We start from the raw sequence: 26187 nt of genomic DNA, 5'->3' as shown, positions 1-26187 counted from the left end.
CGAAAGCATTGACCTCGCGTTAACGCGGCGCATTTTTGAGACGGCGCGAGCCTGAAGCTGTCGCTTCCGGCCCCGATCAGGTGTCGTAGCTCACCAGCGATTCGACAGGCACGCCAATGCGCTCGCGGCCGCGCAGGAATGACAGCTCGATCAACGTGGCGGCGGCGGGCACTTCGGCGCCGATGTTCTGCAGCAGCCGGATCGCCGCGGCCATGGTGCCGCCGGTGGCCAGCAGATCGTCCACGACCACCACCCGCTGCCCCTTCTGCACCGCGTCAGCCTGGATCTCGATCCGGTCGGAGCCGTATTCCAGCGCGTAGTCGAGGCCGATCGTGCCGCCGGGCAGCTTGCCGGGCTTGCGCAGCATGACGAAGCCGCAGCCCAGCTTGAGCGCCAGCGGCGCGGCCATCAGGAACCCCCTCGACTCGATCCCCGCCACCAGGTCGGGATGGTGCGGGCGCACCGCCCGGGCCATCCGGCCCATGGCGACCTGCCAGGCGTCCGCATGCCGCAGCAGCGTGGAGATGTCGTAGAACAGGATCCCCGGCTTCGGAAAATCGGGGATCGCTCTGATGTGGTCTTTCAGGTCCATGGCGGGGCGGCTCCAGCGCGATGCGAGGGGGTGTGTATAGCCCGCTTCGGCAGCCGGACAAGCGCGGGGCTGGCGCCGGGCGCCGGCAGCGGCTAACCCAGCCGCCATGTCCCGCACGCTGATCGCTCTCATTCTCGGCCTTGCCGGGTTCACCGCCTATCTCGCCGCAGCCGTAACGATGGCAGACCATCTGGCGTCGGCCCACTGGGCTGTCCAGTCGCTGTATTATGTCGTCGCCGGCCTGCTATGGGTGGTGCCGGCGTATTGGCTGATCGTGTGGGCCGCGCGCAAATGAACGTCTCGACCTTCAATCAAGCGTCATATTAATGTCATGGCGGTGAAACGGATCGCCATTACGGACCCGAACGCCAACTGATGTGGAGAGGAAACCCGGGATGAAGCGTCGCACATTGCTGGCCGGCGCGGCTGCGCTGGCGGCCACGCCCACCGCGTTCGCACCAACTGCATTGGCGCAGGCCGGCGGCAAGACCAAGATCGTCTTCTGGCACGCGATGACCGGCGCCAACAACGACGAGATCAACCGCATCGCCCGCGACTTCAACGCGAGCCAGTCCGCGGTCGAGCTGGAAGCGATCTACAAGGGCACCTACCCTGAAACGCTCACCCTCGCCATCGCCGCATGGCGCGCCGGGCAGGCGCCGCATATCGTGCAGGTGTTCGAGGTCGGCACCGGCTCGATGCTTGCGGCGGGCCCGGCGGTGAAGCAGGTCTGGCAGCTGGTGCAGGACACCGGACTGAAGATCGACCCGGCCGCCTATATCCCGGCCGTGCGCGGCTATTACAGCCTGCCGGACGGGCGGATGGCCTCGATGCCGCTCAATTCGTCCACCGCGGTCATGTGGTACAATAAGGACGCGTTCGAGATGGCCGGGCTGGACCCGGAAAGCCCGCCGGACACCTGGCCCAAACTGGTCGTCGCCGCCCGCGCGCTCAAGGAGAAATGGGCGATCCCGACGATGGCCAAGGACAAGGGGCTGGAGCGGGTGGCCACCACCACGTCCTGGCTCACCTGGATCCAGCTCGAGCAGTTCTGCGCCATCCACAACCTGCCTTACGCCACCAAGGCCAACGGCTTCGAGGGGCTGGATGCCGAGCTGAAGCTGAACAACCCCGCGGCGGTGAAGCATCTGCAGCGGCTGCTCGACATGGCCAAGGAAGGCACCTTCAAGTATGCGGGCCGCGACACCGCGCCCGACCCGCTGTTCTATTCGGGCCAGGCCGCCATCGGCTTCGGCTCCTCGGCGGGGCGGGGCGACATCGTGCGCAACGCCAAGTTCAAATGGGCGCCGGCGCTGCTGCCCTACGACCCCGAGGTGACGCCCAGCCCGAACAATACCATCATCGGCGGCGCCAGCCTGTGGACCATGACCACGCCGAACCGCACGCCGGCCGAGTACAAGGCCGTCGCGCAGCTCCTGCAGTTCATCGGCCAGCCTGCGCAGGATGCGATGTACCACCAGCATACCGGCTACGTGCCGGTGACGCTGGCGGGGTTCGAGCTGTCGAAGACGCAGGGCTACTACGAGAAGAACCCCGGTGCGGACCTCGCCATCACGTCGCTGACCCGCGGCACGGTGACCGAGAATTCGCGCGGGCTGCGGCTCGGGCGCCTGCCGGAGATCCGCAACATCATCTACGAGGAAGTCGAGAAGGCGCTGCAGGGCCAGCAGGGCGCGCAACAGGCGCTCGATTCGGCGGTCCAGCGCGGCAACCGCGTGCTGCGCGAGTTCGAGAAATCGGTCCGTACCTGATGCCGCGGCGCCGCACCGCCGCGCGGTGCGGCGCCTGACGCCATGGAACGGCGCACGATCTTCCCCGGCATCGCCCTGCCGATGCTGCTGGTGCTGCCGCAGCTGCTGCTGACGGTGGTGTTCTTCCTGTGGCCGGCCGGGCAGGCGATCTGGTCGAGCATGACGCGCGCCGACCCGTTCGGCATCCGCACCCAGTTCGTCGGGCTCGAGAATTTCGCCGACCTGTTCAGCGACCCGCTCTACGTCGATTCCATCGGCCGCACGGTGGTGTTCTGCGCCGCCGTCACCGCCCTCTCGATGGGCCTCGCGCTGCTGCTCGCCGTCTACGCAGACCGCGAGATCCGCGGCCGCGGCTTCTACCGGATCCTGTTGATCTGGCCGTACGCGGTGGCGCCCGCCGTATCCGCCGTGTTGTGGATCCTGCTGCTGCACCCGCAGATCGGGCTGGTCGGGCGCTGGCTCAACCGCGCTGGGGTCCAATGGAACTACAAGCTGGACGGCACCCAGGCGATGCTGGTGGTGATCGTGGCCAGCGCCTGGAAGCAGGTCAGCTACAACTTCATCTTCCTGCTGGCCGGCCTGCAGTCGATCCCGCGCGCGGTGATCGAGGCGGCGCGCATGGACGGCGCCAAGGGCTGGTTCCGGTTCCGTACCGTCGTGCTGCCGCTGCTGATGCCCACGGTGTTCTTCCTGCTGGTGGTCAACCTCGTCTATTCGGCGTTCGACACGTTCGGCACGATCCAGGCATTGACCCAGGGCGGGCCTGGCAAGGCCACCGAAACGCTGGTGGTGAAGGTGTACCGCGACGGCGTGGTGAATCTCGATATCGGCTCGTCGGCCGCGCAATCGGTGGTGCTGATGCTGGGCGTGATCGTGCTGACCGTGCTGCAGTTCCGCTTCCTCGGCCGCAAGGTGGCTGAATGAACGGGCGCATCGACTGGCCGGCGCACGTGATGCTCGGCCTTGGCGTGCTGCTGTTCATCCTGCCGATCTGGCTGGTGCTGGCCGGCGCCACGCTCGACCCCGCGGCGATCGCCCGCGGCGAGCTGTCGCTGGTGCCGCGGCTGGACGGCTGGGGCGTCTATGCCGCGGTGCTGGCGGAAGGTGCCCCCGGGGCGCAGCCGGTCGGGCGCATGCTGCTGGTTTCGGCCGGCATGGCGCTGGCGATCGCGGCCGGGAAGATCGTGATCTCCATCCTGTCGGCCTATGCCGTGACGTTCTTCCGCTTCCCGTTCCGCATGACCGCGTTCTGGACCATCTTCATCACGCTGATGCTGCCGGTGGAGGTGCGCATCATGCCCACCTATTCCGTGATGTCCGATCTCAGCCTGATCAACACGTTTCCCGGCCTGACCGTGCCGCTGATCGCCAGCGCCACCGCGACGCTGCTGTTCCGCCAGACCTTCCTCGCCGTGCCCGACGAGCTGGTGGAGGCCGCGCGGATGGACGGCGCCGGGCCATTGCGATTCCTCAAGGACATCCTGATCCCGGTCTCCGCCGCCAACCTGGCGGCGCTGTTCGTGATCCTGTTCGTCTATGGCTGGAACCAGTATCTGTGGCCGCTGCTGGTGGCGACCAATCCGCGGCTCGATACGATCGTGATCGGCATCGTCAAGATGATCGGCACGGAAACGCAGACCGAATGGAACCGCGTCATGGCGACCGCCGTGCTCGCATTGCTGCCGCCGGTGGCGGTGGTGGTGCTGATGCAGCGCTGGTTCGTCAAGGGACTGACCGAAGGCGAGAAGTGATGGCAACGCTGCTGCTGGAAGACCTGCGCAAGAGCTTCGGCAGCACGCCGGTGCTGCACGGCATCGACCTCGCCCTCGCGTCCGGCGAGATGCTGGTGATCGTCGGCGCGTCCGGCTGCGGCAAGTCCACCTTGCTGCGCCTGGTCGCGGGGCTGGAGGTGCCGACCGCCGGGCGCATCGTGCTGGACGGGCGGGATGTCGCGGGCCTCGATCCGGCGGCGCGGGACATTGCGATGGTGTTCCAGAACTACGCGCTGTATCCGCACATGACCGTCTTCGAAAACATGGCCTACGGCCTGCGCATCCGCGGGCTGACCCGCGATGCCATCCGCAAGCGCGTGGGCGAGGTGGCGGAGCTGCTGGGCCTCGGCGGCTTGCTGGCGCGCAAGCCGCGGCAGCTTTCGGGCGGGCAGCGCCAGCGCGTGGCCATGGGCCGCGCCATCGTGCGCGAGCCGAAACTGTTCCTGTTCGACGAGCCGCTGTCGAACCTGGACGCCAAATTGCGCGTGACCATGCGCGCGGAGATAAGGCGGCTGCAGCGGCGCATGGGCGTCACCAGCCTGTACGTGACGCATGACCAGGTGGAGGCGATGACCCTGGGCGACCGGCTGCTGGTGCTGCATTTGGGCAGGCCGGTGCAGTTCGCCACCCCCATGGAGGTGTTCGAACGCCCGGCCGACACCTATGTCGCGGGCTTCATCGGCGCCCCGGCCATGAACTTCCTGGCCGGCCGACTCGGCCACGGCGGCAGTGCCGTGGAGCTGGACATCGGGGTCACGATCCCCTTCGCCGATGGCCGCCGCCCGGGCCCGGACGGCCGCAAACTCACCATCGGCATCCGCCCCGAGCATGTGCAGCCGGACCCGGCCGGGCTCGCGTTGCAGGTGGACCTGCTGGAGCCGCTGGGGTCGGAGACCGTCGTGATCGGCCGCCTGCCGGGCGGCGAGATGCTGTCGGTGAAGGTCGCGAAAGCGGACGCGCCGACGGAGGCCATGCAGGTGTCGTTTCCCGCGGCGCATATCCATGTGTTCGATGCAGAAGCCGGCCTGCGTCTCGACGCCACGGCCTGAACCCACCCCGGGCGGGAAGGGTGGGACTGGTCGGAGTGAGAGGATTCGAACCTCCGGCCCCTGCGTCCCGAACACAGTGCTCTACCAGGCTGAGCTACACTCCGACCGAGGCGGGGCATATAGCCGCCTGCGGCGCGCAGGGCAAGCGGCCCCTGATGATCGGAGGGGCGTCATCAAGGGCCGATATCGTTACAGCAGCGCGGTGGCTGCGCCCTTTGCCGTGGCGAGGCGCTTCAGCCGCTCCATCAGCTCGGCAACGCCGACGGTCACCTCATAGAGGCCGCGGATATCCGGCCGCGCGAACCCGGCGGCGATCGCTGCCTCGATCATCGCCAGCAAGGGCGCCGCGGAGCCGGCGATGTCGCAGATCAGGATCGGCTTGTCGTGCAGCTTCAACTGCCGCCAGGTCAGGATCTCGAAGGTTTCGTCCAGCGTGCCGAGCCCCCCCGGAAGGGTGACGAAGACGTCGGCCATTTCGAACATCCGGCGCTTGCGGCCATGCATGCTGTCGGTGACGATCAGCTCGGCGATTCCCTCATGCGCGACTTCCCGCCGCCGCAGGAAATCCGGGATCACGCCGACTACCGTGCCACCCGCGGTGACGGCGGAGTCGGCCACCGTGCCCATCAGGCCCACATGCCCGCCACCATAGATCAGCCGCAAGCCCTCGGCCGCCAGGCCCCGGCCCAGCTGTTCCGCGGCTTCGCGGAAGATCGGATCGTTGCCGTGACTTGCGCCGCAGAACACGGCAACCGAGTGGATTTCGGGCATCATCGTCTCCTTGAGGAATCCTGCGGCGCAGGACAGGGTGTGTCCCGCGCCGGTGGGCATCGTAAGATTTTTTCCGGGCGCGGGCATGGCCGCCCGTGCCGGGGCGTCCGGCGTGTCGCGATCAATGCGTGCAGGGGGTTGAATGAGTATGGTTTTGACGAAAAGTCGTTTTCTCGGATGGATGGCGGTGGCAGGGCTGGCGCTCGACCCGATGGCCTCGACGGCCATGGCAGCGCCGGAGGACATCATTGCCGCACGTCAGGCGGGCTACAAGCGAATCGGCGAACACACTGCGTCCATCCGCAATGCGGTGGCTGCTGGGCAGGATGTGGCGCCCCTGGCCGGCTTGGCGAAAGAGATCGCCGACTGGGGACGGACCATGCCGACCCTGTTCCCGCCGGGAACCGAGAGCGGCCGCGACACCAAGGCCAGGCCGGCCATCTGGTCCGACCGCGCCAATTTCGACAAGGCGGCCGCCAACCTGGCGACCGAGGCCGACAAGCTGGCGCAGTTGGCGCAAGCCAACGACAAGGACGGATTCGCCCGGCAGTTCAAGGCGACGGGGGCGACCTGCGGCGCCTGCCATACGGCCTATCGCAGCCGTTGAGGCACCGGCCCCCCGATGATGCGGGCATCATCATCGGGGGACGCCATCACACCCGGGTCGCCAGAACCCACACGGCGGTGCCCGCGATCAGCAGGATGACGAGCGCCTTCAACGGGTGCGCCATGCGCGGCGCCGGCGTTGCCGCAGGCAGGCGCTTCTTGCCGGTGATCATCGGCTTGACGAGACTGTGCCGCTTGACCACGGCATAGACGGCGATGGCCGCCAGATGCAGGCCGATCGCCGCCAGCAGGATGTTGAAATTGATCCCGTGAATCTTGGACAGCCAGTCGCTGTCGGCCTTGCTGACGAACTTCATCAGCGGCCCCTCGGTGGCGCCGTCATCGTTCGCGAACAGCCCGGTCCCGGCCTGAACGGACAGCAGCGCGAGCAGGATCACCACCATCCAGCCGCCGGCCGCGCTGTGGCCAACCTGCGTATCCGGCTCGCGCCGGTGCATCCGCCCGAGCTGGCGCAAAGCGGCCAGAGGACTGCGGAGAAAGTGGCTGAACCGCGCCGTGTCGCTGCCGAGGAAGCCCCATGCGATCCGGAAGATCAGCAGCGTCAGGATCGCGTAGCCGGACAGCAGGTGGAGATCCATCCAGCTCAGGCGGGTGCTGACATAGCTGAGAACGACCAGGATCACGAGCAGCCAGTGGAACAGGCGCGTCGGCGCATCCCAGACCCGCATCGGCAAATTCAAAGGCCTGCTTAAATCGCGGAGTGCCATTCCGGCGTATCCTTTCGTGTCGGCACGGCATATCGAATGCCCGGCAGCGTGCCTGCCCAGGGGGGGGGCGAATATGCCCGCAGATGCCGCAGGCCGAACAGGGATATCCGTGCGCCGTTTCGCGGCCGCCGGTAGGCAATGAGACGGGAATTGCGGCTGCCTGCCATTGGTCCTAGTGTCCGGCCCTGGATGTTCGCCCTTGCGAGCTCCTGAATCGGGACACGAGATCAGTAGGATAGTGGCCTGCTTTCCCTGAGATTCGCCTTGCGAAGGCCTGAGGCAGGACACTAGGGTCACAAACATGTCAATGACCGGTTCGAGCGGGCGCCACTTCCCCCGGCCGTTGCCGGCGATCCTCCTGCTCGCCGGCGCGGCGGTTGTCGGTGGCGTGCTCTGGCTGAATCTGGGCCCGCACGGCGGCGCCCCGCCTGCGCCGCCGCCCGCGCCGCCGCCCGCGCCGCAGGCGGCATCCGTCCCCGTGCCGGTGCCTTCGGTGCCGCAAGCCGCCGCGGTAGCTCCCGCAAAGCCTTCCGCGCCCGCGGCCGCCGCGCCGGACACGACGCTTGCTGTCGCGCCGCCCGCGAAGCCGAGCTTCGACATCGTCCGGGTCAGCCCGACAGGCGATGCCGTCATCGCCGGCCGTGCGGCCCCTGGCGCGGATGTCGCCGTGGTGGACAACGGGCGCGAGATCGGCCGCACCCAGGCCGACGCACGCGGGCAATGGGTCATCATTCCCGCGGCACCTCTGGCTGCCGGCGGCCAGGAACTGCAATTGACCGCGCAGCTGCCGGGCGGACCGCAGGTGCAAGGCGACGAACCCGTCGTCGTCGTGCTGCCGCAGCGGCCGGCGGGCACAGCCGAGGCACCCGTGTCCGCGCCGCCACTGGCGGTTCTGATGTCCCCGAATGCGCCGTCGCGCATCCTGCAGGCGCCTGCCGCCTCGCCCGCCACCGGCCAGCGCCTCGGCCTGGAAGTGGTCGACTACGACGATCGCGGCCAGATCCGCTTCTCCGGCACCGCGCCACCGGGCGCGGCGCTGCGTGTCTATATCGACAATGCCCCAGCCGGCGACGCCACCGCCGACGCCAAAGGCCGCTGGACCCTGAAGCCGGCCGCCGCCGTGGCCGCCGGGGATCACAAGCTGCGCATCGACCAGCTGGCGGCGGCCGGGCAGGTGGCCATGCGCATCGAATTGCCGTTCCAGCGCACGGTCATGACGGCGAACGAGATGGCCGACGGCCATGTCGTCGTCCAGCCGCGGCAGAGCCTCTGGCGCATCGCCCGCCGCACCTACGGCCAGGGCACGCAATACACGGTGATCTATGAGGCGAACCGGGATCAGATCCGCAACCCGAACCTGATCTATCCTGGCCAGGTATTCGCGGTCCCCGCCGCGCCCCCGGTGCCGAGTCCGGTCTCGCCGAGCACGTCGAGGTAAGGCGACAGCGCCAGCAGGAACAGCGCCACTTCGCTCACCAGGGCAGTCACCGTGGTCGGGACAGCGAGGGCACGCGCCGCCTTCAGGCCCACCCTGTGATCGGCCAGCAGGTCGAGCTTCCAGCCTGCCGGCAACCGCGTCGCGAGATCGTGCAGCATGTCCAGGACCTGCCCGCGCGGCATCGCCGCCGGGTCGGCGCTGCTGGGCACGCGCCCCAGTGCCATGCCCAGCGCCAGCAGGCCCTCCGGCGCCGCCATCGCGCGCACGGTGAGCTCCACCCGCACCGTCAGCCCCCGCCAGAGCACGCAGAATGTGGGAAAATCCGCCGGCGTGCAGGGCATCAACCGTCCCACCTCGTCGACGGTGAAAGGACCGAGCCTGAACGGCGCATCCAACGGCATCGCGAACCCCCCGCCTTGCGCGACGCCGTGCCGGCGGTCCCGGCCTCGCTTTGTCGCGAACCCACGCCAGTCTTGCCCGGACCTGGTGAAGCATCCATAAACTGAGCGCAGTTTTCGCCAGGATCATCATGGCTTTCGCGTCTTCGCTCCGCCTCGTGCTCGCGCCGCCCCATCCCGCCGGCCGCCCGTTCATCATCGGGGGCGTGATCGTGTTCGTGCTCGGCCTGTTCGTGGCGGACTGGCTGGCCGTGCTCGGTTTGGCCTTCGTTCTGTTCTGCCTGTATTTCTTCCGCGATCCCGAGCGCGTGCCGCCGGGCCGGCCCGGCCTGGTGCTGGCGCCGGCCGATGGCCGGATCGTGTCGATCGCCCCGGCCGCGCCCCCGCCCGAGCTCGATCTCGGCACCGCGCCGCGCTGGCGGGTGGCCATCTTCCTGTCGGTCCTCGATGTGCACGTGAACCGCATCCCCGTGGACGGAACGGTCACGCGCATCGCCTATCGCCACGGCAAGTTCCTCAACGCCAGCCTCGACAAGGCCAGCGTGGACAACGAGCGCAACGCCCTGGCCGTCCGCCTGCCCGACGGCCGCGAGATCGCCGTGGTGCAGATCGCCGGCCTGATCGCGCGGCGCATCCTGTGCCATGTGCGCGAGGGCGACGCCGTCCAGGCCGGCGCCCGCTTCGGCATCATCCGCTTCGGCAGCCGCACCGACATCTACCTGCCGGAAGGCGTGCGTCCCCTGGTCGCGGAGGGTCAGATCATGATCGGCGGCGAGACGGTGATCGCGGATCTCGGATCGTGAGCGCGCCGCGGCCGCGCCCGGTGCCGTTGATGGAATCGCCGATGCGCCGGCTGCACCGGCGGCTGCGCCCGCGCCACCGTCCCCGGTTCAAGGGCCCGTCGTTCAACCGGATGATCCCCAACATCCTGACGATGCTGGGCCTGTGCGCGGGCCTCACCTCGATGCGCTTCGCGCTGGAGGGCCGTTTCGGCGCCGCCGCCGTGGCGATCCTCGTCGCCGCCTGCATCGACGGCCTGGACGGGCGCATCGCCCGGCTGCTGAAGGCGACCTCGCGCTTCGGCGCCGAGTTCGACAGCCTCGCCGACTTCCTCTGCTTCGGCGTCGCGCCGGCCTTCGTGCTGTATCTCTGGTCGCTGCAGACAGTCCACGGCTACGGGTTCATGCCGTGCCTGATGTTCGCGGTCTGCATGGCCCTGCGCCTGGCGCGCTTCAACGCCGCCCTCGATTCCGGGCCGCATCCGGCCTATGCGTACAACTTCTTCACCGGCGTTCCGGCGCCGGCCGGCGCCGGGCTTGCCCTGTTCCCGCTTTTCGTCGGCCTGGAAGCGAAATCGATGGGGTGGGGCTGGCTGCTCGCCGCCGCCCAGTCGGCCCCGTTCGTCGCCGCCGTGCTCGTCGGCACCGCATTGCTGCTGGTCTCGACGCTGCCGGTCTGGAGCTTCAAGAACTTCAAGGTCCCCGCGGAATACGTGCTGCCGCTGCTGCTGGGCACCGGGCTGTTCGCCGCCCTGCTGGTGGCCGATCCGTGGGCGGCACTTGCCGCCGGCGGCCTCATCTATGTCGGAATGCTCCCGTTCAGCGCCCGCAGCTTCCACCGCCTCCAGCGCGAAGCCGAGGAGGATGCGGAGCCGGAGAGCGAGGCGAGCGCGTAGAACGCGGCCGGCGCGCCGGACATCGCTTCATACCAGCGGCCATGAAGAATGACCGCTGGCACGAGTCGTTATTTTGCGCGCCGCCGCCCACCAAGCCCGCGACAGGCACGCGCTTGCGTGCCGCAAGCGGATCGGCGCGCGATACCAACGGCCCTTGACGATGGAAGGGTCATCGTCAAGGACCGTCGGTATCAGTTCCGGCTCCCCTGCTTGTTGTCCGCCGGGGGGACCGCGGCCGGGGATTTGCTGCCGGCCGGTTGGTCGAAGATCCCGAAGATGCCGCGCAGGAATCCCGGCGTCAGCGCCGCCAGCGGGTTCACCGTCACGGACGGGTCGTTGCAGTTCCCTTGCACCGTGTAGGTCGCGGCGAACAGGCCACCGCCGCGTTCGGGGCTGAACAGCCGCCCGACCAGGGGGATGTGGCCCAGCAGGGTGTTGAAGAAATAGGCGGGCACGATGGTGCCCTGGACGTCACAGCTTTCCTTGGCCAGGTCCAGCCGCCCTTTTGCCGTCATGCCCAAGGACGGGTTGAAGGCACGGGCATCGTTCAGTTCCAGGTTGTCCCCGACCAGCCGGAATGGCGCCACCAGATGGTCGAAGCCGAGGCCTGGCCCTTGCACCGCGGCGACGAGGCCATACAGCGTCATGGCCTGCAGCAGCTTCGCCAGCGCCGGCGCCTTGCGCATGTGGAAATCGGTGATCTCCGCCGTCCCGGACAGCGGATTGTCCGGCCTGGCATCGTCGTAGCTGCCGGACAGCGTCATCAGCCCGCCTTGCATGCTGTCGACGACATCCAGCGCCCGCAGCAGACCGCCGGCGTCCTTCGTGGTGCCGGACAGATGGCGGCCTCCGGGGGCCGGCGTGATGGACAGATCGAACGGCGCTGCCGCGGTGCGGCCGCTCACCGAGGCCTGACGGGTGATGCGGCCGTCGTTGTCGGCGGCCACGACGACGCCCGACAGGGTGCGGCCGTCGCCGAGCACCACCCGGTCGAACTGCGCATCCAGCGACCAGGGCGGCCCCGGCTGCGAATCGGCGGGCTTGGGCGGCGTGCTGGCGTGCCGCTCGAACTGGGACGACACATCCAGGCTGGGGCCGGAGGCGCTGATCATCCAGGGCGCGCCGGGGCGGGCGGGCCAGCGGACATCCCCCTGCAGGTCCGTCGTCTTGCCCAACACCAGCCGTGGCAGGCGGGCGCGTACGGGCTTGCCGTCGGCGAACTCGATGCGGGCGTCGAGATCGATGCCTTCGCCCTGGATCTGCAGCCGGTCGATCGCGGCCAGCCGGTCACCGGCCAGGACCACGTGCATGTCGGCCGAGGCCGGGCGGCCGGCGGGCTTCTTCCAGTTGAGGCGGGCCAGCTGCATCGTCGTGCCGGCGAGATCGGCCCGCACGGTTATTTCGCCGCGGCCGTCGCGGCGCGCCTGCACGTTCGCCTGCACCGCGGCCGAGCCCGAGACCAGGCCGCCGGTCGCCAGCCCCGCCGCCTCCGCCTGGCGGGCATCGACGGTGCCGGAAACCGACACCTTCTGCAGGACCTGCGACGGCGGCCCGCTGCGGAAATCCATCTCCACCTGATATTTCGTGGGGATGCCGGCGATGTCGCCGGTGCCGGTGATCTTCAGGTCGTCGTTGCTGGCCCGCAGCTCCAGGGTTCCGTTGTCAAGGTCGCGGCCGACCGCGACGCCGCCCAGATGCAGGTTGCGCAGGCGCGCGGTGGCGGCGATGCGCAGATCATCGATCGATACGTCGTCCTGCAGCGGCAGGCGGGTGACGGTGAGATGGCCCGCGAACTGACCCGCAGGGTCGCGCATCTCGATCGGGTGCCGGTCGAGCAGCCGCAGCTTGGGGTGGCGCAGCAAAGCGAGAACGTCGGACACCGGCCCTGACATGTCGCCCTCGATATCCGCGAACTGGTCGTGCGCGGCAAGGCCGGACAGGCGCACGCTGCCGGCCTGAAGGGCGATCCCGCCCCGCGCGCCGCCAGCCTGCCGGCCGGACTGGACGGCGATCTCGATCAGGTCCGGGGTGCGGAACGACAGGTACGCCTCGCCATGCTCGATCGGCGGCACGGGGCGCAGCCAGTGCACGGTCACGTCATGGCCCTCGATGCCGCCGGATATCGCGGTCAATTCGGCATCGGAGAGATCCTCGGGCGCGGTGAGCGAAAGCTCCACGCGGCCGTTGCGGGCGATGCCCGCGGTGATGTTGGTGGTGATCCACGGCTTGGTGCCGGGGCCGCCGATGCCGTCCGGCCATAGCGTCGCAAGATCGGCGAAGGCGACCTGGTCCAGTTCCACACCTACCGTCGCACGCACCTGCCCGCCCGCACGTTCGGCCTTGACCTGGCCCGTGAGCACGCTGACGGGCCCGTCCTCGCGCGGGACCACCTCGGCGCGCACCAGCCGGGCCTCCAGCGCCGACAGCGAACCGGCGAGATCGACCGTGGCGCCGACCAGCGACACCTGGCCGCGCCCGATGCGGATCGCACCCTTGCCCAGGCGCGCCTGCAACCTGGCCCCCGCGAGCGCGAGATCGGCGCCGATCTCGGCCGAGCCGGTCAGCACCACCGGGACATCGAGCGCCGCCAGGTCGGCCAGGGCAGGGGCGGCGGCGGCAAGCGCGGCGGGCCGGATCTGCGTCAACTCCCCGCTGACCGCGATGCTGCCGCCATTGCCCGGCAGCGCGGCTCGCAGGGTGAGTTGCGCGGTCTGGTCGGCGAGGGCGAGGCCGATGACGGCGGTCCCGTCGGCCCCGCCGCGCCGGCGGCGCAGCACGTCGAGGTCGATATACGGCGCCCGCCACTGCACGCCGAGCTGGCGATCGACCACGGTCATCGCCGCATCGCGGATGCGAAAGCGCTGCAACTGGCTCCAGCGGGACCCGCTGGCGGCGAAATCGGACTGGCGTGGCCGCGACAATTCGGCGAGCGCGCTGGCCACGACGTCGGCGGCGGACGGCCCGGCCGGGGGCGGTTGGTCGGTGGCGTTGTCCGTGGCCGCGTCGGTCAGGCTGCCGAGATCGAGCGTCACCCTGCCATCGGCCGCACGCAGCACGCGCACGCGGAGGCCCTCGACCTCGATCGCGCGCGGCACCACCCGCCCGAGCAGCAGCGAGCCCACGGACAGCGAGACCTCCGCGCGTGGAATGCGGGCGATGCGGCCGCCTTGCGCGTCGGTCGCCGCGATATCGGTCAGCAGGATGTCCAGCGGCCGGTCGACGCCGCGGCTGAATCCCTCCCATGCCAGCGCCGCGGAGCCGATAACGAGGCGGGTAGGGCCGCCATCCGCGTTGGCCGCGGCTTCCAGGCGGCGCGTCAGCCAGGACAGCTCCAGCGGCCCGCTCGACAGCCGCCACGTCAGTACGCCGACGCCGAAGGCGGCGAGCACGATCAGCGCCACCAGCAGTTGCAGGATGCGGTGCAGCAGCCGCCCGGTGCGCAGCACCGCTTGACCGGCGAGCGCCCTCACGGCCAGCCTGCCGGATCATGGTCACGACCCTTGAAAAGCGCTTCACCCTCCCCGCCACCTGGCCCCTCCCGGCCGATGCCGAGGCCGCCGGGCGGTTGCGCGAGCATTACGAAAGCCTCGGCCGCACCGAGGCGCGGTTCGCGCGCGGCGCCGGCGGCGCGTTGCTGCGCAGCCTCGGCGGCAACAGCCCGTTCCTCGCCGAACTGGCGGCGCGGGAGGTGGCGACGGTCCGGCTCGTGGCGCAGGCGGGGCCCGGCGTCGCGGTCGAACGGGCGATGGCCGCATTGGCCGCGGTGCCGCCCACGGCGCCGCGCGCGCGGGTGGCCGCCGCACTCCGCCAGGCCAAGCGCATCGTCGCCCTGGCCACGGCCATCGCCGATATCGGCGGCATCTGGCAGCTCGACCGGGTCACGGCGGCGCTGACGGATCTGGCCGAGGCGGCATTGCGGCTGTCGGTCGCGCATCTGCTGCGGGCCGGGCATGACAGCGGGGAGTTGCGGCTGCCGAATCCTGACGATCCGGCACGCGGATCGGGCTTCACGGTGTTGGGCATGGGCAAGCTCGGCGCCCGCGAGTTGAACTATTCCAGCGATGTCGACCTCATCCTGCTGCAGGATCCGGAATCGGGTATCTACCACGGCGATTCCGCCGGTGCGTTCTTTACACGGATCGCTCGCGGCCTTGTGGGATTGATGGAGACCCGCGACGCCGACGGCTACGTGTTCCGCACCGACCTGCGGCTGCGCCCAGACCCGGCGGCGACCCCGCCCTGCATCGCCCTGCCGGCCGCCATCGCCTATTACGAAAGCATGGGCCAGAACTGGGAGCGCGCGGCCATGCTGAAGGCGCGCCCGGTGGCCGGAGACATCGCGCTCGGGGCCGAGTTCCTCGACGCGATCCGTCCCTTCGTCTGGCGCCGGCACCTCGATTTCGCCGCGGTCGCCGACATCCACGCGATGAAGCGGCGCATCGACGAGCACAAGGGAACCGCGCTCGGCGCGCACACCCATGCCGCCACGCGCATCCTCGGCCACAACGTCAAGCTGGGCCGTGGCGGCATCCGCGAGATCGAGTTCCTGGCGCAGACGCTGCAACTGGTCTGGGGCGGCCGCGACCCGACGCTGCGCACGCCGCGCACGCTGGAGGCGCTGCGGCTGCTGGCGCGGGGCGGCCACCTGTCCCGCCGCGCCGCCGGCGAGCTGGCCAGCGCCTATCGCTTCCTGCGCCGGGTGGAGCACCGGCTGCAGATGGTCGCCGATCGGCAGACCCACGTGCTGCCGGACAGCCCCGACCAGATGGAGCGCTTCGCCGTGTTCATGGGTTACGCGAGCGCCGATGCCTTCGCCACGGTGCTGCTGCGGCATCTGATGCGGGTCCAGGCGCGCTATGGCGAAGTGTTCGAGGACGTGCCCGAGGAGGATCAGAACGGCGCGCCGCCGGCGCTCGATTTCCGTGGCGTCGGCGACCTGCCGGAGGCGACCGTCGTGGCCCTGCGGGGCATGGGATACGACAATCCGGCCGCCGTCATTGCCGCGGTGCGAAGCTGGCAGGCGGGACGGGCGAGGGCGCTGCGCTCGCTGCGGGCGCGCGAGCTGATGAACACGGTGCTGCCGCGCCTGCTGGTCGCGCTGTCGCGCCAGGCGCAGCCCGATGCCGCGTTCGCCCGGTTCGACGCCTTCCTGGGCCGGCTGCCGGCCGGTGTGCAATTGCTGTCGCTGTTCCAGCGCAACCCGTCGCTGATGGACCGGGTGGCCGCGGTGCTCGGCGCTTCGCCCTCGCTCGCCGACCACCTGGCGCGAACGCCGTCGGCGCTGGAGGGCCTGCTGTCGCCGGAAGCGCAGCCGGATTGCGACCGCCTGCTGCGCAGCCGCCTGGCCGACGCGCGGACGCTGGAGGACGCGATCACCATCATCCGCACCACCGTGCGCGAGGAGGAGTTCTCGATCTCGGTGGCGACCATGGAAGGGCGCATGGATATCGACGCCGCCGGCCTCGCGCGCACCGCCCTGGCCGACGCGGCGCTGGCCATGCTGCTGCCGCGGGCGCTGGACGATTTCGCCGAACGTTACGGGCGGGTTCCCGGCGGCACGATGGCCGTGGTGCTGCTGGGCAAGGCCGGCAGCCGCGAGATGATGGCGGGCTCCGACCTGGACCTTATGCTGATCTACGACCATCCGGAACGCAGGCATGAGAGTGTCGGCCCGCGCCGGCTTCCCGCCAGCCAGTGGTTCATCCGCGCCGTGCACGCCTACATCGCCGCCGTCACCGCCCCCGACGCGGAGGGGCCGATGTTCGCCGTGGACATGCGGCTGCGCCCCTCCGGCAACAAGGGGCCGGTTGCGGTCTCGCTGTCGGGCTTCGAGCGCTACCACGCCGAGGATGCCTGGACCTGGGAGCGCATGGCGCTGACGCGGGCGCGCGTGGTCGCCGGGCCGCCGCGGCTGCGCCGGCGCATCGAGGCGGCGATCCGCAAGGCCCTGGCCTCCGCCGGCGACCCGAAGCAGATCCGCGCGGACGCCGCGGCGATGCGCGCGAGGCTGCTGCGCGACTTGCCGCCATCCGGGCCGTGGGACGTGAAGCTGCGGCCGGGCGGGCAGATCGAGGTGGAGTTCGTGGCCCAGACCCTGCAGCTCGTGCACGCCGCGGCGCTTGCGGAGCTTCCCAGCACCACCACGCGCGAGGCGCTGGCGCGGCTGGCCAAGGCGGGATTCCTGCCGGAGGCGGATGCGGCGTTGCTGACCAGGGCGGACCGGCTGTGGCGGACGGTGCAGGGGCTGTTGCGCATCACCTATGGCCGCGCGCCGGCCGAGAAGCTGTCCGATGCCGCCGCCGCCGCCCTGCTGCGGGCGGCGCAGGCGGCCGGCGCCGATGCGGTTGACTTGCCCGGGCTGCACGCCACCTTGGACGCGGTCGCGCGGGATGTCCGCGCGACCTTCATCCGGCATGTGGGGGAGATCGAGATATGAGCGAAACGGCGATCGAGCTGGCGGAGGGGGACCAGGCGCCCGCCTTCACCATGCCGGCGACCGGCGAGCGGACCGTCAGCCTCAAGGCGCTGAAGGGCAAGCCGTTCGTCCTGTATTTCTACCCCCGCGCCGACACCCCCGGCTGCACCAAGGAAGCCTGCGCCTTCCAGGAGGCGCTGCCGCAGCTCGGCAGGATCGGAATCGACGTCATCGGCGTGTCCAAGGACAAGATGAAGGCGCTGGAGAAGTTCGCGGAGAAATACGGGCTCACCTTCCCGCTGGCCTCCGACGAGATCGCCGGGGTTGCCGAATCCTATGGCGTGTGGGTCGAGAAATCGATGTACGGCCGGAAATACATGGGCATGGACCGCGCGACCTTCCTGATCGACGCGCAGGGCCGCATCGCCAGGATCTGGCGCAAGGTGAAGGTGCCCGGCCACGCCAAGGAGGTGATGGCGGCCGCCCAGGCGCTGAAATAGCGCGGCATCATGCCAGGGGTCGTGAAGAATCGGCCCTGGCACCGGTCTTCAGGCATGCAACAACTGACCAAAGGCGAAGCTGCCCATGGGCGGCTCGCAACTCTCATTCTCTGAACGTCGGCCTCCTCTTCTGCGGTCAGCGACCGACCAATTGCGCCAGGTTCGGGGGATAACGATCCCCTTGTACGGTGATGTTGGAGAGCGCGCCGTCGATGTCGCGCAGATCGCCGGGCGTCAGTTCGACGGCGGCCGCTGCGAGGTTCTCCGCGAGACGGTGCAACTTCGTGGTGCCGGGGATCGGCACGATCCACGGCTTCTGCGCCAGCAGCCAGGCGATTGCGATCTGGGCGGAGGTCACCTGCTTCCGGGCCGCGATTTCGCCGAGCCGATCAACCAGTGCCTGGTTCGCCTTTCGAGCCTCGGGCGTGAAGCGGGGAACGATGTTGCGGAAGTCTTTGCTGTCGAACGTCGTGTTCTCGGTGATCGCGCCTGTGAGGAAGCCTTTGCCCAGCGGGCTGAAGGGGACGAAGCCGATCCCGAGTTCCGCGAGCGTCGGCAGGACCTCCGCCTCCGGCTGCCGCCACCACAGGGAGTATTCACTCTGAAGGGCCGTGACCGGCTGAACCGCATGAGCGCGCCGGATCGTCTGCACGCCGGCTTCGGACAATCCGAAGTGCCTGACCTTGCCTGCCTGGATCAGCTCCTTGACCGCGCCGGCAACGTCCTCGATCGGCACGTTCGGATCGACGCGGTGCTGATAGAGGAGGTCGATGACATCGGTCTTGAGCCGCTTGAGCGAGGCCTCGGCGACCCGCTTGATGTGCTCCGGCCGGCTATTCGTGCCACTCTGCCCGCCGCTCGCATCGAATTCGAAGCCAAACTTCGTTGCGATCACGACCTGCGCGCGGACAGGCGCAAGAGCTTCGCCGAGAAGCTCCTCGTTCTTGTAGGGACCATAGGCCTCGGCAGTGTCAAAGAATGTGACGCCATGCTCGAAGGCCGAGCGGATCAGTTTGATCGCCTCCTGCGTATCCGTGGCCGGACCATAGCCATAGCTCAGTCCCATGCAGCCGAGGCCGATGGCCGAAACCTCCAGGCCGTTGCTGCCAAGTTTGCGCTTTTGCATGTGTTCTTCTCTATGAATGGAGAATCAGTGGGACGTCAGGATCGGTATTGTTCGTCGCTGACCTTTTCCATCCAGTCGACGGCCGAGCCGTTGAGCTTCTCCTGGATGGCGATATGGCTCATGGCCGTGGTCGCCGTCGCCCCGTGCCAATGCTTCTCGCCGGGCGCAAACCAGACCACGTCACCCGGCCGGATTTCCTCGATTGACCCGCCTTCGCGTTGGGCCCAGCCGCAGCCGGACGTGACGATCAGGGTCTGACCGAACGGATGGGTATGCCACGCCGTGCGCGCGCCGGGCTCGAAGGTGACCAGGGCGCCCGCAACACGGGCCGGATCGGGCGGGCTGAACAGCGGATCAATACGCACCGCTCCGGTAAAATACTCCGCCGGTCCTTTGTCTGAAGGACGTGAACCACTTCTCTTTATTTCCATTTTCTACCCTATTGCGTCTCTGAGCTCTGGATGGACTTCTGATTTTCCATCAGCGGGTGGATCGCTATTTAGCATTTCCGGCGATATGCGATTAGATGACAAAATGCGCATAGACCTATGAGACAGATTCACGAATGGTCCGGGAAAACGTGAACGACCTCCTCGCCTTCCTTGCGGTCGCGAGGGAGCGGAGTTTTACCAGGGCAGCCGCCAAGCTCGGCGTCTCTCAGTCGGCGTTGAGCCACACCATCCGAGGCCTGGAAGCCCGGCTCGGCCTCAGGCTCCTGACCCGCACCACACGCAGCGTCGCGCCGACCGAGGCGGGCGAGCGCCTGCTCCGGACCGTGGGCCCCAGGTTCGATGAGATCGACGCGGCGTTGGCCGCGCTGAGCGAACTGCGGGAGAGGCCTGCCGGCACCATCCGCATTACGACCGGCGAGCACGCGGCCGAGGCGATCCTCTGGCCTGTCCTGGCGAAGCTCCTGCCTGACTACCCCGACGTCAGCGTGGAGGTCATCATCGACTATGGCCTGACGGATATCGTCGCCGCGCGCTATGACGCCGGCATCCGCCTCGGCGAGCAGGTGGCGAGGGATATGGTCGCGGTGCGCATCGGGCCGGACATGCGCATGGCCGTCGTCGGTGCGCCTTCCTATTTCACCCGACGGGCAAAGCCGCAGACGCCGGAGGACCTGACCGACCACAGCTGCATCAATCTCCGTCTGCCGACCTATGGCGGGCTCTACGCCTGGGAGTTCAAGAAAGGCGAGCGCGAGCTGAAGGTGCGGGTCGAAGGGCAGTTGGTGTTCAACAACATCGCCCTGAGACTGAACGCGGCGCTGGCCGGGTTGGGGCTGGCATACATGCCCGAGGATCAAGTGCGGGCGCAGCTTGCCGACGGACGGCTCATCCGGGTCCTTGCCGATTGGTGTTCGTCTTTTTCAGGCTACCATCTCTATTACCCAAGCCGCCGACAACCCACGCGAGCCTTCGCCCTGCTCGTCGATGCGCTTCGTTTCCGCGATGCTCGCCGGGCGGTGCAAAAACGCTGACTTCTGCGCCACGCCTATACCGGCAGTGCCACCGCCTGCCTTGCCGTCTGGCTGGGCACATCCGTCTTGGCGTTCTGGACCCCTTCGATGCGGCTGAGGCGCTCGGACTGAAAGCGCCGGGCGTCGCTGATGTCCGCTGATGATGGAGCGGTCATCATCAAGGGCCGCTTGTATCAGGCGGCCCGGCGCGCCGCCCGCACCAGCGTGGGCTGGCGGCGCCGGAATGCCCGGCGCAAGGCGGCCAGCACGAAGACGGCGGCGCCGGCGAGCAGCACCTCGACCGCCGGCCGCGGGCCGAAGGTGACATCGAGGTTCGCCAGCAGCACGCGCTGCGCGTTCGCTCCGGTCGCCAACCCGTACCATGCGGTCTCGATGCCGGCCGTGAGCACGGCGGCGGCCACCGCGAGCGCCGGCAGCAGCCACAGCTTCGTCTGCCACCGTCTGGGGGCCAGGCGCCACAGCATCAGCCAGAAGTACAGGCCGGCCGCGAACACCGCGGCGGTCACGTCGGATTTCGCCTGCAGGAAATAGTGGAACAGCGCCAGCACGGCCAGCGCGAACACCACCCGGTGCAGCTTCTTCCAGTTGCGCCCGAGCCGCTTTTGCCAGCCATCCGTCGACGTGGCCGCCAGCACGAACAGCCCGGTCATCGCGACGAAGCCGATGGTGAGGTAGAACCGCAGCGCGATCTCGCTGGCGACCGTCAGCAAGTGCCATTTCTGGTCAACGCAATAGAGGGTCAGGTGCGCGGCGGCATAGCAGGCGGTGGTGACGCCGAGCATGCGCCGCAGCAGCACCACGCGCGGCCAGTCCAGCACCGCGCGCGCCGGCGTGACCGCAAGCGTGATCAGCAGGAAGCGGACGGTCCAGTCGCCAAGGCCATGGATCACCTCGGTGATCGGCCGGCCGCCGAGGTCCTGCATGGCCCAGCGCGCGGCCAGCGTCAGCCCCGGCCACAACACCAGCACCAGCGTCGTCGCCTTCAGGGCCGAGAAGCGCCCGCCGTGATCGCGCCAAAGCGAAGTGATCCGCATTTCCCCACCCTAACCGCCACCAACCGGGCACGCACGTTACGTCTGACACACCACGGCGGATGCACGTTACAGGCCCGCGGCGGCAGGAACAGCACGCAGGGCCAAGGCGCCGGTCCAAAGCCCGCTTTCGCCGCCCCCGACCATCACTTCATTGCAAGTTTCGTTGCCTTGGACGCTCCAGGAGGCCGAATGTGGTCGCCGGAAGACCAGGCCTCCGGGGATTCCCGTTCAAGAGGACAGATCGCGTTGGATGCGCTGCTGGCGCTGGGCCTTCTTCTGACGATGGCCTCCCAATTCCGGCTCGGCGGCCTGCCGATCGGGCCTGGCGAGATGTGCCTGGTGATCTGGGTTCTGTTGGCGTTGGTCCGCGAGGTGGCCCGTCTCGGTCCGCCGCTGACGATCCCGCTGTCGCGGATGTTGATCTTCTGGGCGCTGTTCGCCTTCGCCGAGACGCTGGGCACGCTGACCGCCCTTGCGATCCAGGACGTTCACGATCCCGTCTGGTTCCTGCACGACGTCATGGCCTATCCGCTCGTGGCAGCCGTCAGTTGCCTGAGCGTGGCAGGGCTCGATGCCGGCGCGCGTTTGCACCGGGTCGGCTGGATCCTGTTGGCGCTCGGGGCCGCGTTGCTCACGCCGCAGCTTGCCGGAGCCTGGGGGCTGGTCGACCTCCCGATCATCGACCCCTGGTTCGGGGACCGGTTCCGGGGCTGGTCCAACAACCCGAACCAGCTGGCGCTGCTGTGCGCGGTGCTCGTGCTTCTGGCGCTGCATCTGGCCGACACGGCAACGCGGCGCGGGGAGTGGATCGGCGCCGTGGCGTGCGCGATTCCGCCGCTCTTCATTGGCCGGGCGACGAAGACGGACACGTTCACGTTCGCGCTCATGGCGGCCGGGCCGGTCTTTCTTGCCATCAAGATGCGGGTCTGGCTCGTCTCGCGAGAGCGGAAGATGATGCTGCGGCCCAGGGTCGCGCTGCTCGCCGTCACCACCGCGCCGTTGCTGCTGGCCTCGCTCGTCCCGTTCGGCCTTTCCGCCGTCGCCGACTCGCAGAGCCTGGCCATGGGATTGATGAAGAACGGCGGCAAGGAGGCCGCGGCGGAGGCCGACACGCGGCTTGAGCTCTGGCGCGAAGCCATCAGCCGGGGGATCGAGGCCGGGATGCTCGGCCTGGGGCCAGGACCACATCTGCCAATTCCGTCGTCCATCGTGACGGCACGGCAGACCGAGCCGGGTCTGGACACCGGCGATCACCCGACGCCGAACGGCATGCCGAACTTCGAGGCCCATAACACGCCGCTCGATCTCTTCACCCAGGGGGGTGTCATTGCCGTCCTGGGCTTCGTCTGGCTGATGGCGACGGCCTTCGCCGTCTCCTACCGGGCCCGGGTCGCCGGGCTCACCGCGCTGCTGTGCGGACTCGGGGTCTTCAGTCTGACCAACCTGGTCGTCCGCGTTCCGATCTTCTGGTTCGTGGTGGCGCTCTGCCTTGTCGCGGAGGCGCGGATCGGCCCGACGCCCGCGGCACCGCGATCACGCCCCTTGGCATTGCGCTAGTGTCCTGCCCCCGAAGTTCGCCGCATCTTGCGGCGGACGCAGGGGCCAGCAGGCCACAGAAAACAAAGGGCTAGTGTCCTGAATCTGAAGTTCGCCACCTATGCGAACTTCAGATTCAGGACACTAGGTGCGTTGCGCGCCGCCATGCCACGGACGGAGCCCCGGCTGCGCGTTCTTCCCCTCTCCCGCCAGCGCCTGGAACTCCGCTTCCAGCGCGGTGGTGGCGACGTCATGCAGCCAGTGCGCCGGCAGGTCGACGGCGCGGACGAGCAGTGACTTGTAGGTGTCGCGCGGGATTTCGACGGCGCCGAACTGGGTCAGGTGCTCGGTGACGAACTGGGTGTCGAGAAGGCGGAATCCCCCCAGGCGCAGCCGTGCGACCAGGTGGACGAGCGCCACCTTCGAGGCGTCCCGGGCGCGGCTGAACATGCTCTCGCCGAAGAACGCCCCGCCGACGGCAACGCCGTACAGGCCGCCGACCAGCCTGCCGCCCTGCCGGCACTCCACCGAGTGCGCATGGCCCAGGACATGCAGTTGCGTGAACAAATGCTCGATCTGCGGGTTGATCCAGGTGTCCTCGCGGCCCGGGGACGCTGCGGCGCAGCCGGCGATGACGGCGCGGAAGTCACGGTCCACCGCGACCTCGAACGTGCCGGACAGCACCGTGCGCCGCAGCCGGCGCGGCAGGTGGAAGCCCTCCAGCGGCAGCACGCCGCGCATTTCCGGGTCGAGCCAGTAGAGGCGGTCGCTGCGGCGGGTCTCAGCCATGGGGAACAGCCCGGCCCGGTAGGCACGCAGCATCAGTTCCGGCGTGATCTCGAAGGATCGTTGCGACATGGGGGCAGTTTGCCGAAATCCAGGCCGCGGGGCTATGGCCGCGGGATTACGTCGCCGCGACGAAGCGCTCGAGCCAGTGGATCGTATAGTCGCCCGCCTGGAATTGCGGGTCCTCGACGATGCGCTGGTGCAGCGGCAGGGTGGTCTTGATGCCGACCACCGCGAACTCCGCCAAGCTGCGCCGCAGCCGTGCGATCGCTTCGGCGCGGCTGGGGGCATGCACGATCAGCTTGGCGATCATGCTGTCGTAGTAGGGCGGCACGACATACCCGGCGTAGAGGGCCGAATCCACGCGCACCCCAAGCCCGCCCGGGGCGTGGAACGCGGTGACGCGGCCGGGGGTCGGGGTGAAGGTTTCCGGGTCTTCCGCGGTGATCCGGCACTCGATCGCGTGGCCGGTGAAGGTCACGTCGGACTGGGTGTAGCCGAGGTCCTGGCCGGCGGCGATGCGGATCTGCTCGCGCACCAGGTCCACCCCGCAGACCATCTCGGTCACCGGGTGCTCCACCTGCAGGCGGGTGTTCATCTCGATGAACGCGAACTGCCCGTCCTGGTAGAGGAATTCGAGCGTGCCGGCGTTGCGGTAGCCCAGCTGCGACAGCGCGGCGGTGACGGTCGCCCCCAGGGCGTCGCGCGCCGCGGCGGTGAGCGCCGGCGAGCCGGCCTCTTCCAGCAGCTTCTGGTGGCGGCGCTGCAGGCTGCAGTCGCGCTCGCCGAAATGGACCACGTTGCCGTGGCTGTCGGCCAGGATCTGCAGCTCGATATGGCGCGGGCGGTCGAGGTATTTCTCGATATAGACCGCGTCGTTGCCGAAGGCGGCGCGGGCCTCGGCGCGGGCGACGCGCCATGCCTCCTCCAGCCCGTCGGCGCTGCTCGCGACCTTCATGCCGCGCCCGCCACCGCCGGCGGCCGCCTTGATCAGCACGGGATAGCCGATGCGGGCGGCAACCCGCGCCGCCTCGTCCATGTCGGCCACCTCGCCGTCGGAGCCGGGGACCAGCGGCACGCCCAGCGACGCCATGGCGGACTTGGCGGCGATCTTGTCGCCCATCATGCGGATATGCGCGGCGGACGGGCCGATGAAGGTCAGGCCATGCGCCTCCACCATGTCGGCGAAGGCGGCATTCTCGGACAGGAAGCCGTAGCCCGGATGGATCGCGTCGGCGCCGGTGATGCTGGCGGCCGACAGCAGCGCGGGCACGTTCAGATAGGAATCGCGTGCCGGCGGCGGGCCGATGCACACGCTCTCGTCGGCCAGGCGCACATGCATCGCCTCGGCATCGGCGGTGGAATGGACGGCGACGGTGGGGATGCCAAGCTCGCGGCAGGCGCGCTGGATGCGCAGCGCGATCTCGCCGCGGTTGGCGATGAGGATCTTCTGGAACAAGCGGCTATTCCAGGATCATCAGCGGCTGACCATATTCCACTGGCGCGCCGGCGGTCACCAGGATGCGGGTGACGACGCCGTCCTTCGGGGCCTTGATCTGGTTGAAGGTCTTCATCGCCTCGATCAGCAGCAGGGTCTGCCCGGCCGTGACCGCCTGCCCGGACGCGACGAAGGGCTGCGCCCCAGGCTCGGGCGCCAGATAGGCGATGCCGACCATGGGGCTGAGCACGGCGCCGGGATGCGATGCGTCGTCCGGCTCTGCCGCCACCGGCACGGGCACGGCGGCAGCCGCCACCGGCGCCACCGCCACGGTCGCCGCGGCCACGGGCGCGGGGGCGCGGACCACGCGGATCCGGCCTTCCTTGCCCTCGATCTCGATCTCGGTCAGGCCGGTGTCGGCAAGGATGACCGCCAGCGACCGCACGGCCTCGGCGTCGAAGGGAAGTGACGTCACGGGCGCTCCTCCAGCAGTTCGGCCATGGCCGTCAGCGCCAGGGCATATCCGGTGACACCCAGGCCGCAGATGACGCCGACGGCGGCCTTGGAGACGTAGGAGTGCTGGCGGAACTCCTCGCGGCGATGGATGTTGGTCACGTGCACCTCGATCACCGGCAGCTCGCTGGCCAGCAGCGCGTCCATCAGCGCGATCGAGGTGGTGGTGTAGCCGGCGGGGTTGATCACGATGCCGGCCGCCCGCCCGCGGCATTCCTGCACCCAGGACACCAGCTCGCCTTCGCCGTTGGTCTGGCGGAAATCGATGGCCAGTCCGAGCTCCTCGGCGGTTTCGGCGCACAACGCCTCGACATCGTCGAGGGTGGCGCGGCCGTACACATGCGGCTGCCGCAGACCCAACATGTTCATGTTGGGCCCGTTCAGCACGGCGATCAGCGGCAGGGGGGGTGTCGACATGTGCTGTCGCCTAGCATGTCGGACCGTGTCGCTTCAATGCGCCCATCGCTGCCGGGCGCGCGGCGCAGATCCGCCCGCCGCGCCGGCAGAATGCGCGGCGGGGCTTTCTTGTTCACGGCGGCAGGGATGCCCATAGTG

25 protein-coding genes and 1 tRNA gene are annotated in these 26187 nt (G+C 69.1%); 13 read left to right on the top strand and 13 right to left on the bottom strand.

The window, feature by feature from the left end; translation table 11 throughout:
- Positions 1-76 precede the first annotated feature (76 nt).
- On the bottom strand, positions 77-592 hold the full coding sequence (locus tag OL599_RS18275; RefSeq protein WP_264715308.1) for an adenine phosphoribosyltransferase: 516 nt from the start codon (positions 590-592) through the stop codon (positions 77-79).
- A 106-nt stretch (positions 593-698) separates the two neighbouring features.
- Between OL599_RS18275 and OL599_RS18270 the strand changes: the two genes are divergently transcribed.
- From OL599_RS18270 to OL599_RS18250, 5 genes are all read left to right on the top strand, one after another.
- On the top strand, positions 699-887 hold the full coding sequence (locus OL599_RS18270) for a DUF2842 domain-containing protein (protein WP_264715307.1): 189 nt from the start codon (positions 699-701) through the stop codon (positions 885-887).
- A gap of 100 nt (positions 888-987) precedes the next feature.
- On the top strand, positions 988-2364 hold the full coding sequence (gene ugpB / locus OL599_RS18265; protein ID WP_264715306.1) for a sn-glycerol-3-phosphate ABC transporter substrate-binding protein UgpB: 1377 nt from the start codon (positions 988-990) through the stop codon (positions 2362-2364).
- A gap of 42 nt (positions 2365-2406) precedes the next feature.
- The gene (ugpA, locus tag OL599_RS18260) at positions 2407-3288 is read left to right on the top strand and encodes a sn-glycerol-3-phosphate ABC transporter permease UgpA (protein ID WP_264715304.1); all 882 of its coding nucleotides are present in this window, start codon (positions 2407-2409) and stop codon (positions 3286-3288) included.
- A complete protein-coding gene (gene ugpE, locus OL599_RS18255; protein WP_264715303.1) occupies positions 3285-4115 on the top strand; it encodes a sn-glycerol-3-phosphate ABC transporter permease UgpE in 831 nt (276 codons plus the stop codon). Before ugpA ends, ugpE begins: the two co-directional genes overlap by 4 nt.
- Positions 4115-5185, top strand: coding sequence for an ABC transporter ATP-binding protein (locus OL599_RS18250; protein WP_264715302.1), 1071 nt, complete (start codon positions 4115-4117; stop codon positions 5183-5185). Before ugpE ends, OL599_RS18250 begins: the two co-directional genes overlap by 1 nt.
- 27 nt (positions 5186-5212) lie before the next feature.
- Here OL599_RS18250 and OL599_RS18245 read toward each other — a convergent pair.
- Together OL599_RS18245 and OL599_RS18240 are read right to left on the bottom strand one after the other, a co-directional pair.
- A tRNA-Pro gene (locus tag OL599_RS18245) sits at positions 5213-5289 on the bottom strand.
- A gap of 85 nt (positions 5290-5374) precedes the next feature.
- Complete coding sequence (locus OL599_RS18240; protein WP_264715356.1) at positions 5375-5959, bottom strand: LOG family protein; 585 nt, start codon at positions 5957-5959, stop codon at positions 5375-5377.
- A gap of 151 nt (positions 5960-6110) precedes the next feature.
- On the opposite strand from OL599_RS18240, the gene OL599_RS18235 reads away from it, so the two are divergent.
- Entirely contained in the window at positions 6111-6563 is a 453-nt protein-coding gene (locus tag OL599_RS18235) for a c-type cytochrome (RefSeq protein WP_264715301.1), read from the top strand.
- 46 nt (positions 6564-6609) lie between these two features.
- On the opposite strand, the gene OL599_RS18230 is transcribed toward OL599_RS18235, so the two are convergent.
- Positions 6610-7251, bottom strand: coding sequence for a cytochrome b/b6 domain-containing protein (locus tag OL599_RS18230; protein ID WP_264715300.1), 642 nt, complete (start codon positions 7249-7251; stop codon positions 6610-6612).
- A gap of 382 nt (positions 7252-7633) precedes the next feature.
- Between OL599_RS18230 and OL599_RS18225 the strand changes: the two genes are divergently transcribed.
- A complete protein-coding gene (locus OL599_RS18225; protein WP_264715299.1) occupies positions 7634-8728 on the top strand; it encodes a LysM peptidoglycan-binding domain-containing protein in 1095 nt (364 codons plus the stop codon).
- Here the strand turns inward: OL599_RS18225 and OL599_RS18220 are convergent.
- The gene (locus tag OL599_RS18220; RefSeq protein WP_264715298.1) at positions 8653-9129 is read right to left on the bottom strand and encodes a hypothetical protein; all 477 of its coding nucleotides are present in this window, start codon (positions 9127-9129) and stop codon (positions 8653-8655) included. The two genes, OL599_RS18225 and OL599_RS18220, sit on opposite strands and share 76 nt — an antisense overlap.
- A 128-nt stretch (positions 9130-9257) precedes the next feature.
- Between OL599_RS18220 and OL599_RS18215 the strand changes: the two genes are divergently transcribed.
- Positions 9258-9929 (top strand): phosphatidylserine decarboxylase, encoded by a 672-nt coding sequence (locus OL599_RS18215; protein ID WP_264715297.1) that lies wholly within the window; start codon positions 9258-9260, stop codon positions 9927-9929.
- Between the two features lie 29 nt (positions 9930-9958).
- On the top strand, positions 9959-10801 hold the full coding sequence (locus tag OL599_RS18210) for a CDP-alcohol phosphatidyltransferase family protein (protein WP_264715355.1): 843 nt from the start codon (positions 9959-9961) through the stop codon (positions 10799-10801).
- Between the two features lie 191 nt (positions 10802-10992).
- On the opposite strand, the gene OL599_RS18205 is transcribed toward OL599_RS18210, so the two are convergent.
- A complete protein-coding gene (locus OL599_RS18205; RefSeq protein WP_264715296.1) occupies positions 10993-14271 on the bottom strand; it encodes a YhdP family protein in 3279 nt (1092 codons plus the stop codon).
- Between the two features lie 17 nt (positions 14272-14288).
- Here OL599_RS18205 and OL599_RS18200 point away from each other — a divergent pair, with 17 nt between their 5' ends.
- Both OL599_RS18200 and bcp read left to right on the top strand, forming a co-directional pair.
- Complete coding sequence (locus tag OL599_RS18200; RefSeq protein ID WP_264715294.1) at positions 14289-17237, top strand: bifunctional [glutamine synthetase] adenylyltransferase/[glutamine synthetase]-adenylyl-L-tyrosine phosphorylase; 2949 nt, start codon at positions 14289-14291, stop codon at positions 17235-17237.
- Positions 17234-17716: a thioredoxin-dependent thiol peroxidase gene (gene bcp / locus OL599_RS18195; RefSeq protein WP_264715293.1), complete on the top strand. Its 483-nt coding sequence runs from the start codon at positions 17234-17236 to the stop codon at positions 17714-17716. Before OL599_RS18200 ends, bcp begins: the two co-directional genes overlap by 4 nt.
- Positions 17717-17852: 136 nt before the next feature.
- Here bcp and OL599_RS18190 read toward each other — a convergent pair whose 3' ends face one another.
- On the bottom strand, positions 17853-18842 hold the full coding sequence (locus OL599_RS18190; protein ID WP_264715292.1) for an aldo/keto reductase: 990 nt from the start codon (positions 18840-18842) through the stop codon (positions 17853-17855).
- 35 nt (positions 18843-18877) lie between these two features.
- Positions 18878-19273 (bottom strand): (R)-mandelonitrile lyase, encoded by a 396-nt coding sequence (locus OL599_RS18185; RefSeq protein WP_264715291.1) that lies wholly within the window; start codon positions 19271-19273, stop codon positions 18878-18880.
- A gap of 134 nt (positions 19274-19407) precedes the next feature.
- On the opposite strand from OL599_RS18185, the gene OL599_RS18180 reads away from it, so the two are divergent.
- A complete protein-coding gene (locus OL599_RS18180; protein ID WP_264715290.1) occupies positions 19408-20325 on the top strand; it encodes a LysR family transcriptional regulator in 918 nt (305 codons plus the stop codon).
- A 173-nt stretch (positions 20326-20498) separates the two neighbouring features.
- Here OL599_RS18180 and OL599_RS18175 read toward each other — a convergent pair whose 3' ends face one another.
- Positions 20499-21359: a protein-methionine-sulfoxide reductase heme-binding subunit MsrQ gene (locus OL599_RS18175; protein WP_264715289.1), complete on the bottom strand. Its 861-nt coding sequence runs from the start codon at positions 21357-21359 to the stop codon at positions 20499-20501.
- Between the two features lie 246 nt (positions 21360-21605).
- Here OL599_RS18175 and OL599_RS18170 point away from each other — a divergent pair, with 246 nt between their 5' ends.
- Positions 21606-22916, top strand: a complete 1311-nt coding sequence (locus OL599_RS18170) for an O-antigen ligase family protein (protein ID WP_264715288.1) — start codon at positions 21606-21608, stop codon at positions 22914-22916.
- Positions 22917-23039: 123 nt separating this feature from the next.
- On the opposite strand, the gene aat is transcribed toward OL599_RS18170, so the two are convergent.
- From aat to aroQ, 4 genes are read right to left on the bottom strand one after another with little or no spacing between them, the layout of a single operon-like run.
- Positions 23040-23753 carry a leucyl/phenylalanyl-tRNA--protein transferase gene (gene aat, locus OL599_RS18165; protein WP_264715287.1) on the bottom strand — a complete coding sequence of 238 codons (714 nt, stop codon included), beginning with the start codon at positions 23751-23753 and terminating at the stop codon, positions 23040-23042.
- A gap of 46 nt (positions 23754-23799) precedes the next feature.
- Positions 23800-25140: an acetyl-CoA carboxylase biotin carboxylase subunit gene (accC, locus tag OL599_RS18160; RefSeq protein WP_264715286.1), complete on the bottom strand. Its 1341-nt coding sequence runs from the start codon at positions 25138-25140 to the stop codon at positions 23800-23802.
- Positions 25141-25144: 4 nt separating this feature from the next.
- Positions 25145-25594: an acetyl-CoA carboxylase biotin carboxyl carrier protein gene (locus OL599_RS18155; protein ID WP_264715285.1), complete on the bottom strand. Its 450-nt coding sequence runs from the start codon at positions 25592-25594 to the stop codon at positions 25145-25147.
- Positions 25591-26049 carry a type II 3-dehydroquinate dehydratase gene (gene aroQ / locus OL599_RS18150; protein ID WP_264715283.1) on the bottom strand — a complete coding sequence of 153 codons (459 nt, stop codon included), beginning with the start codon at positions 26047-26049 and terminating at the stop codon, positions 25591-25593. Before aroQ ends, OL599_RS18155 begins: the two co-directional genes overlap by 4 nt.
- Positions 26050-26187 lie beyond the last annotated feature (138 nt).

Source organism: Limobrevibacterium gyesilva, assembly GCF_025989185.1.
GTDB lineage: Bacteria > Pseudomonadota > Alphaproteobacteria > Acetobacterales > Acetobacteraceae > Limobrevibacterium > Limobrevibacterium gyesilva.
The sequence above is the reverse complement of the archived record's forward strand: the minus strand, read 5'-3'. Positions and strand labels throughout refer to the sequence as shown.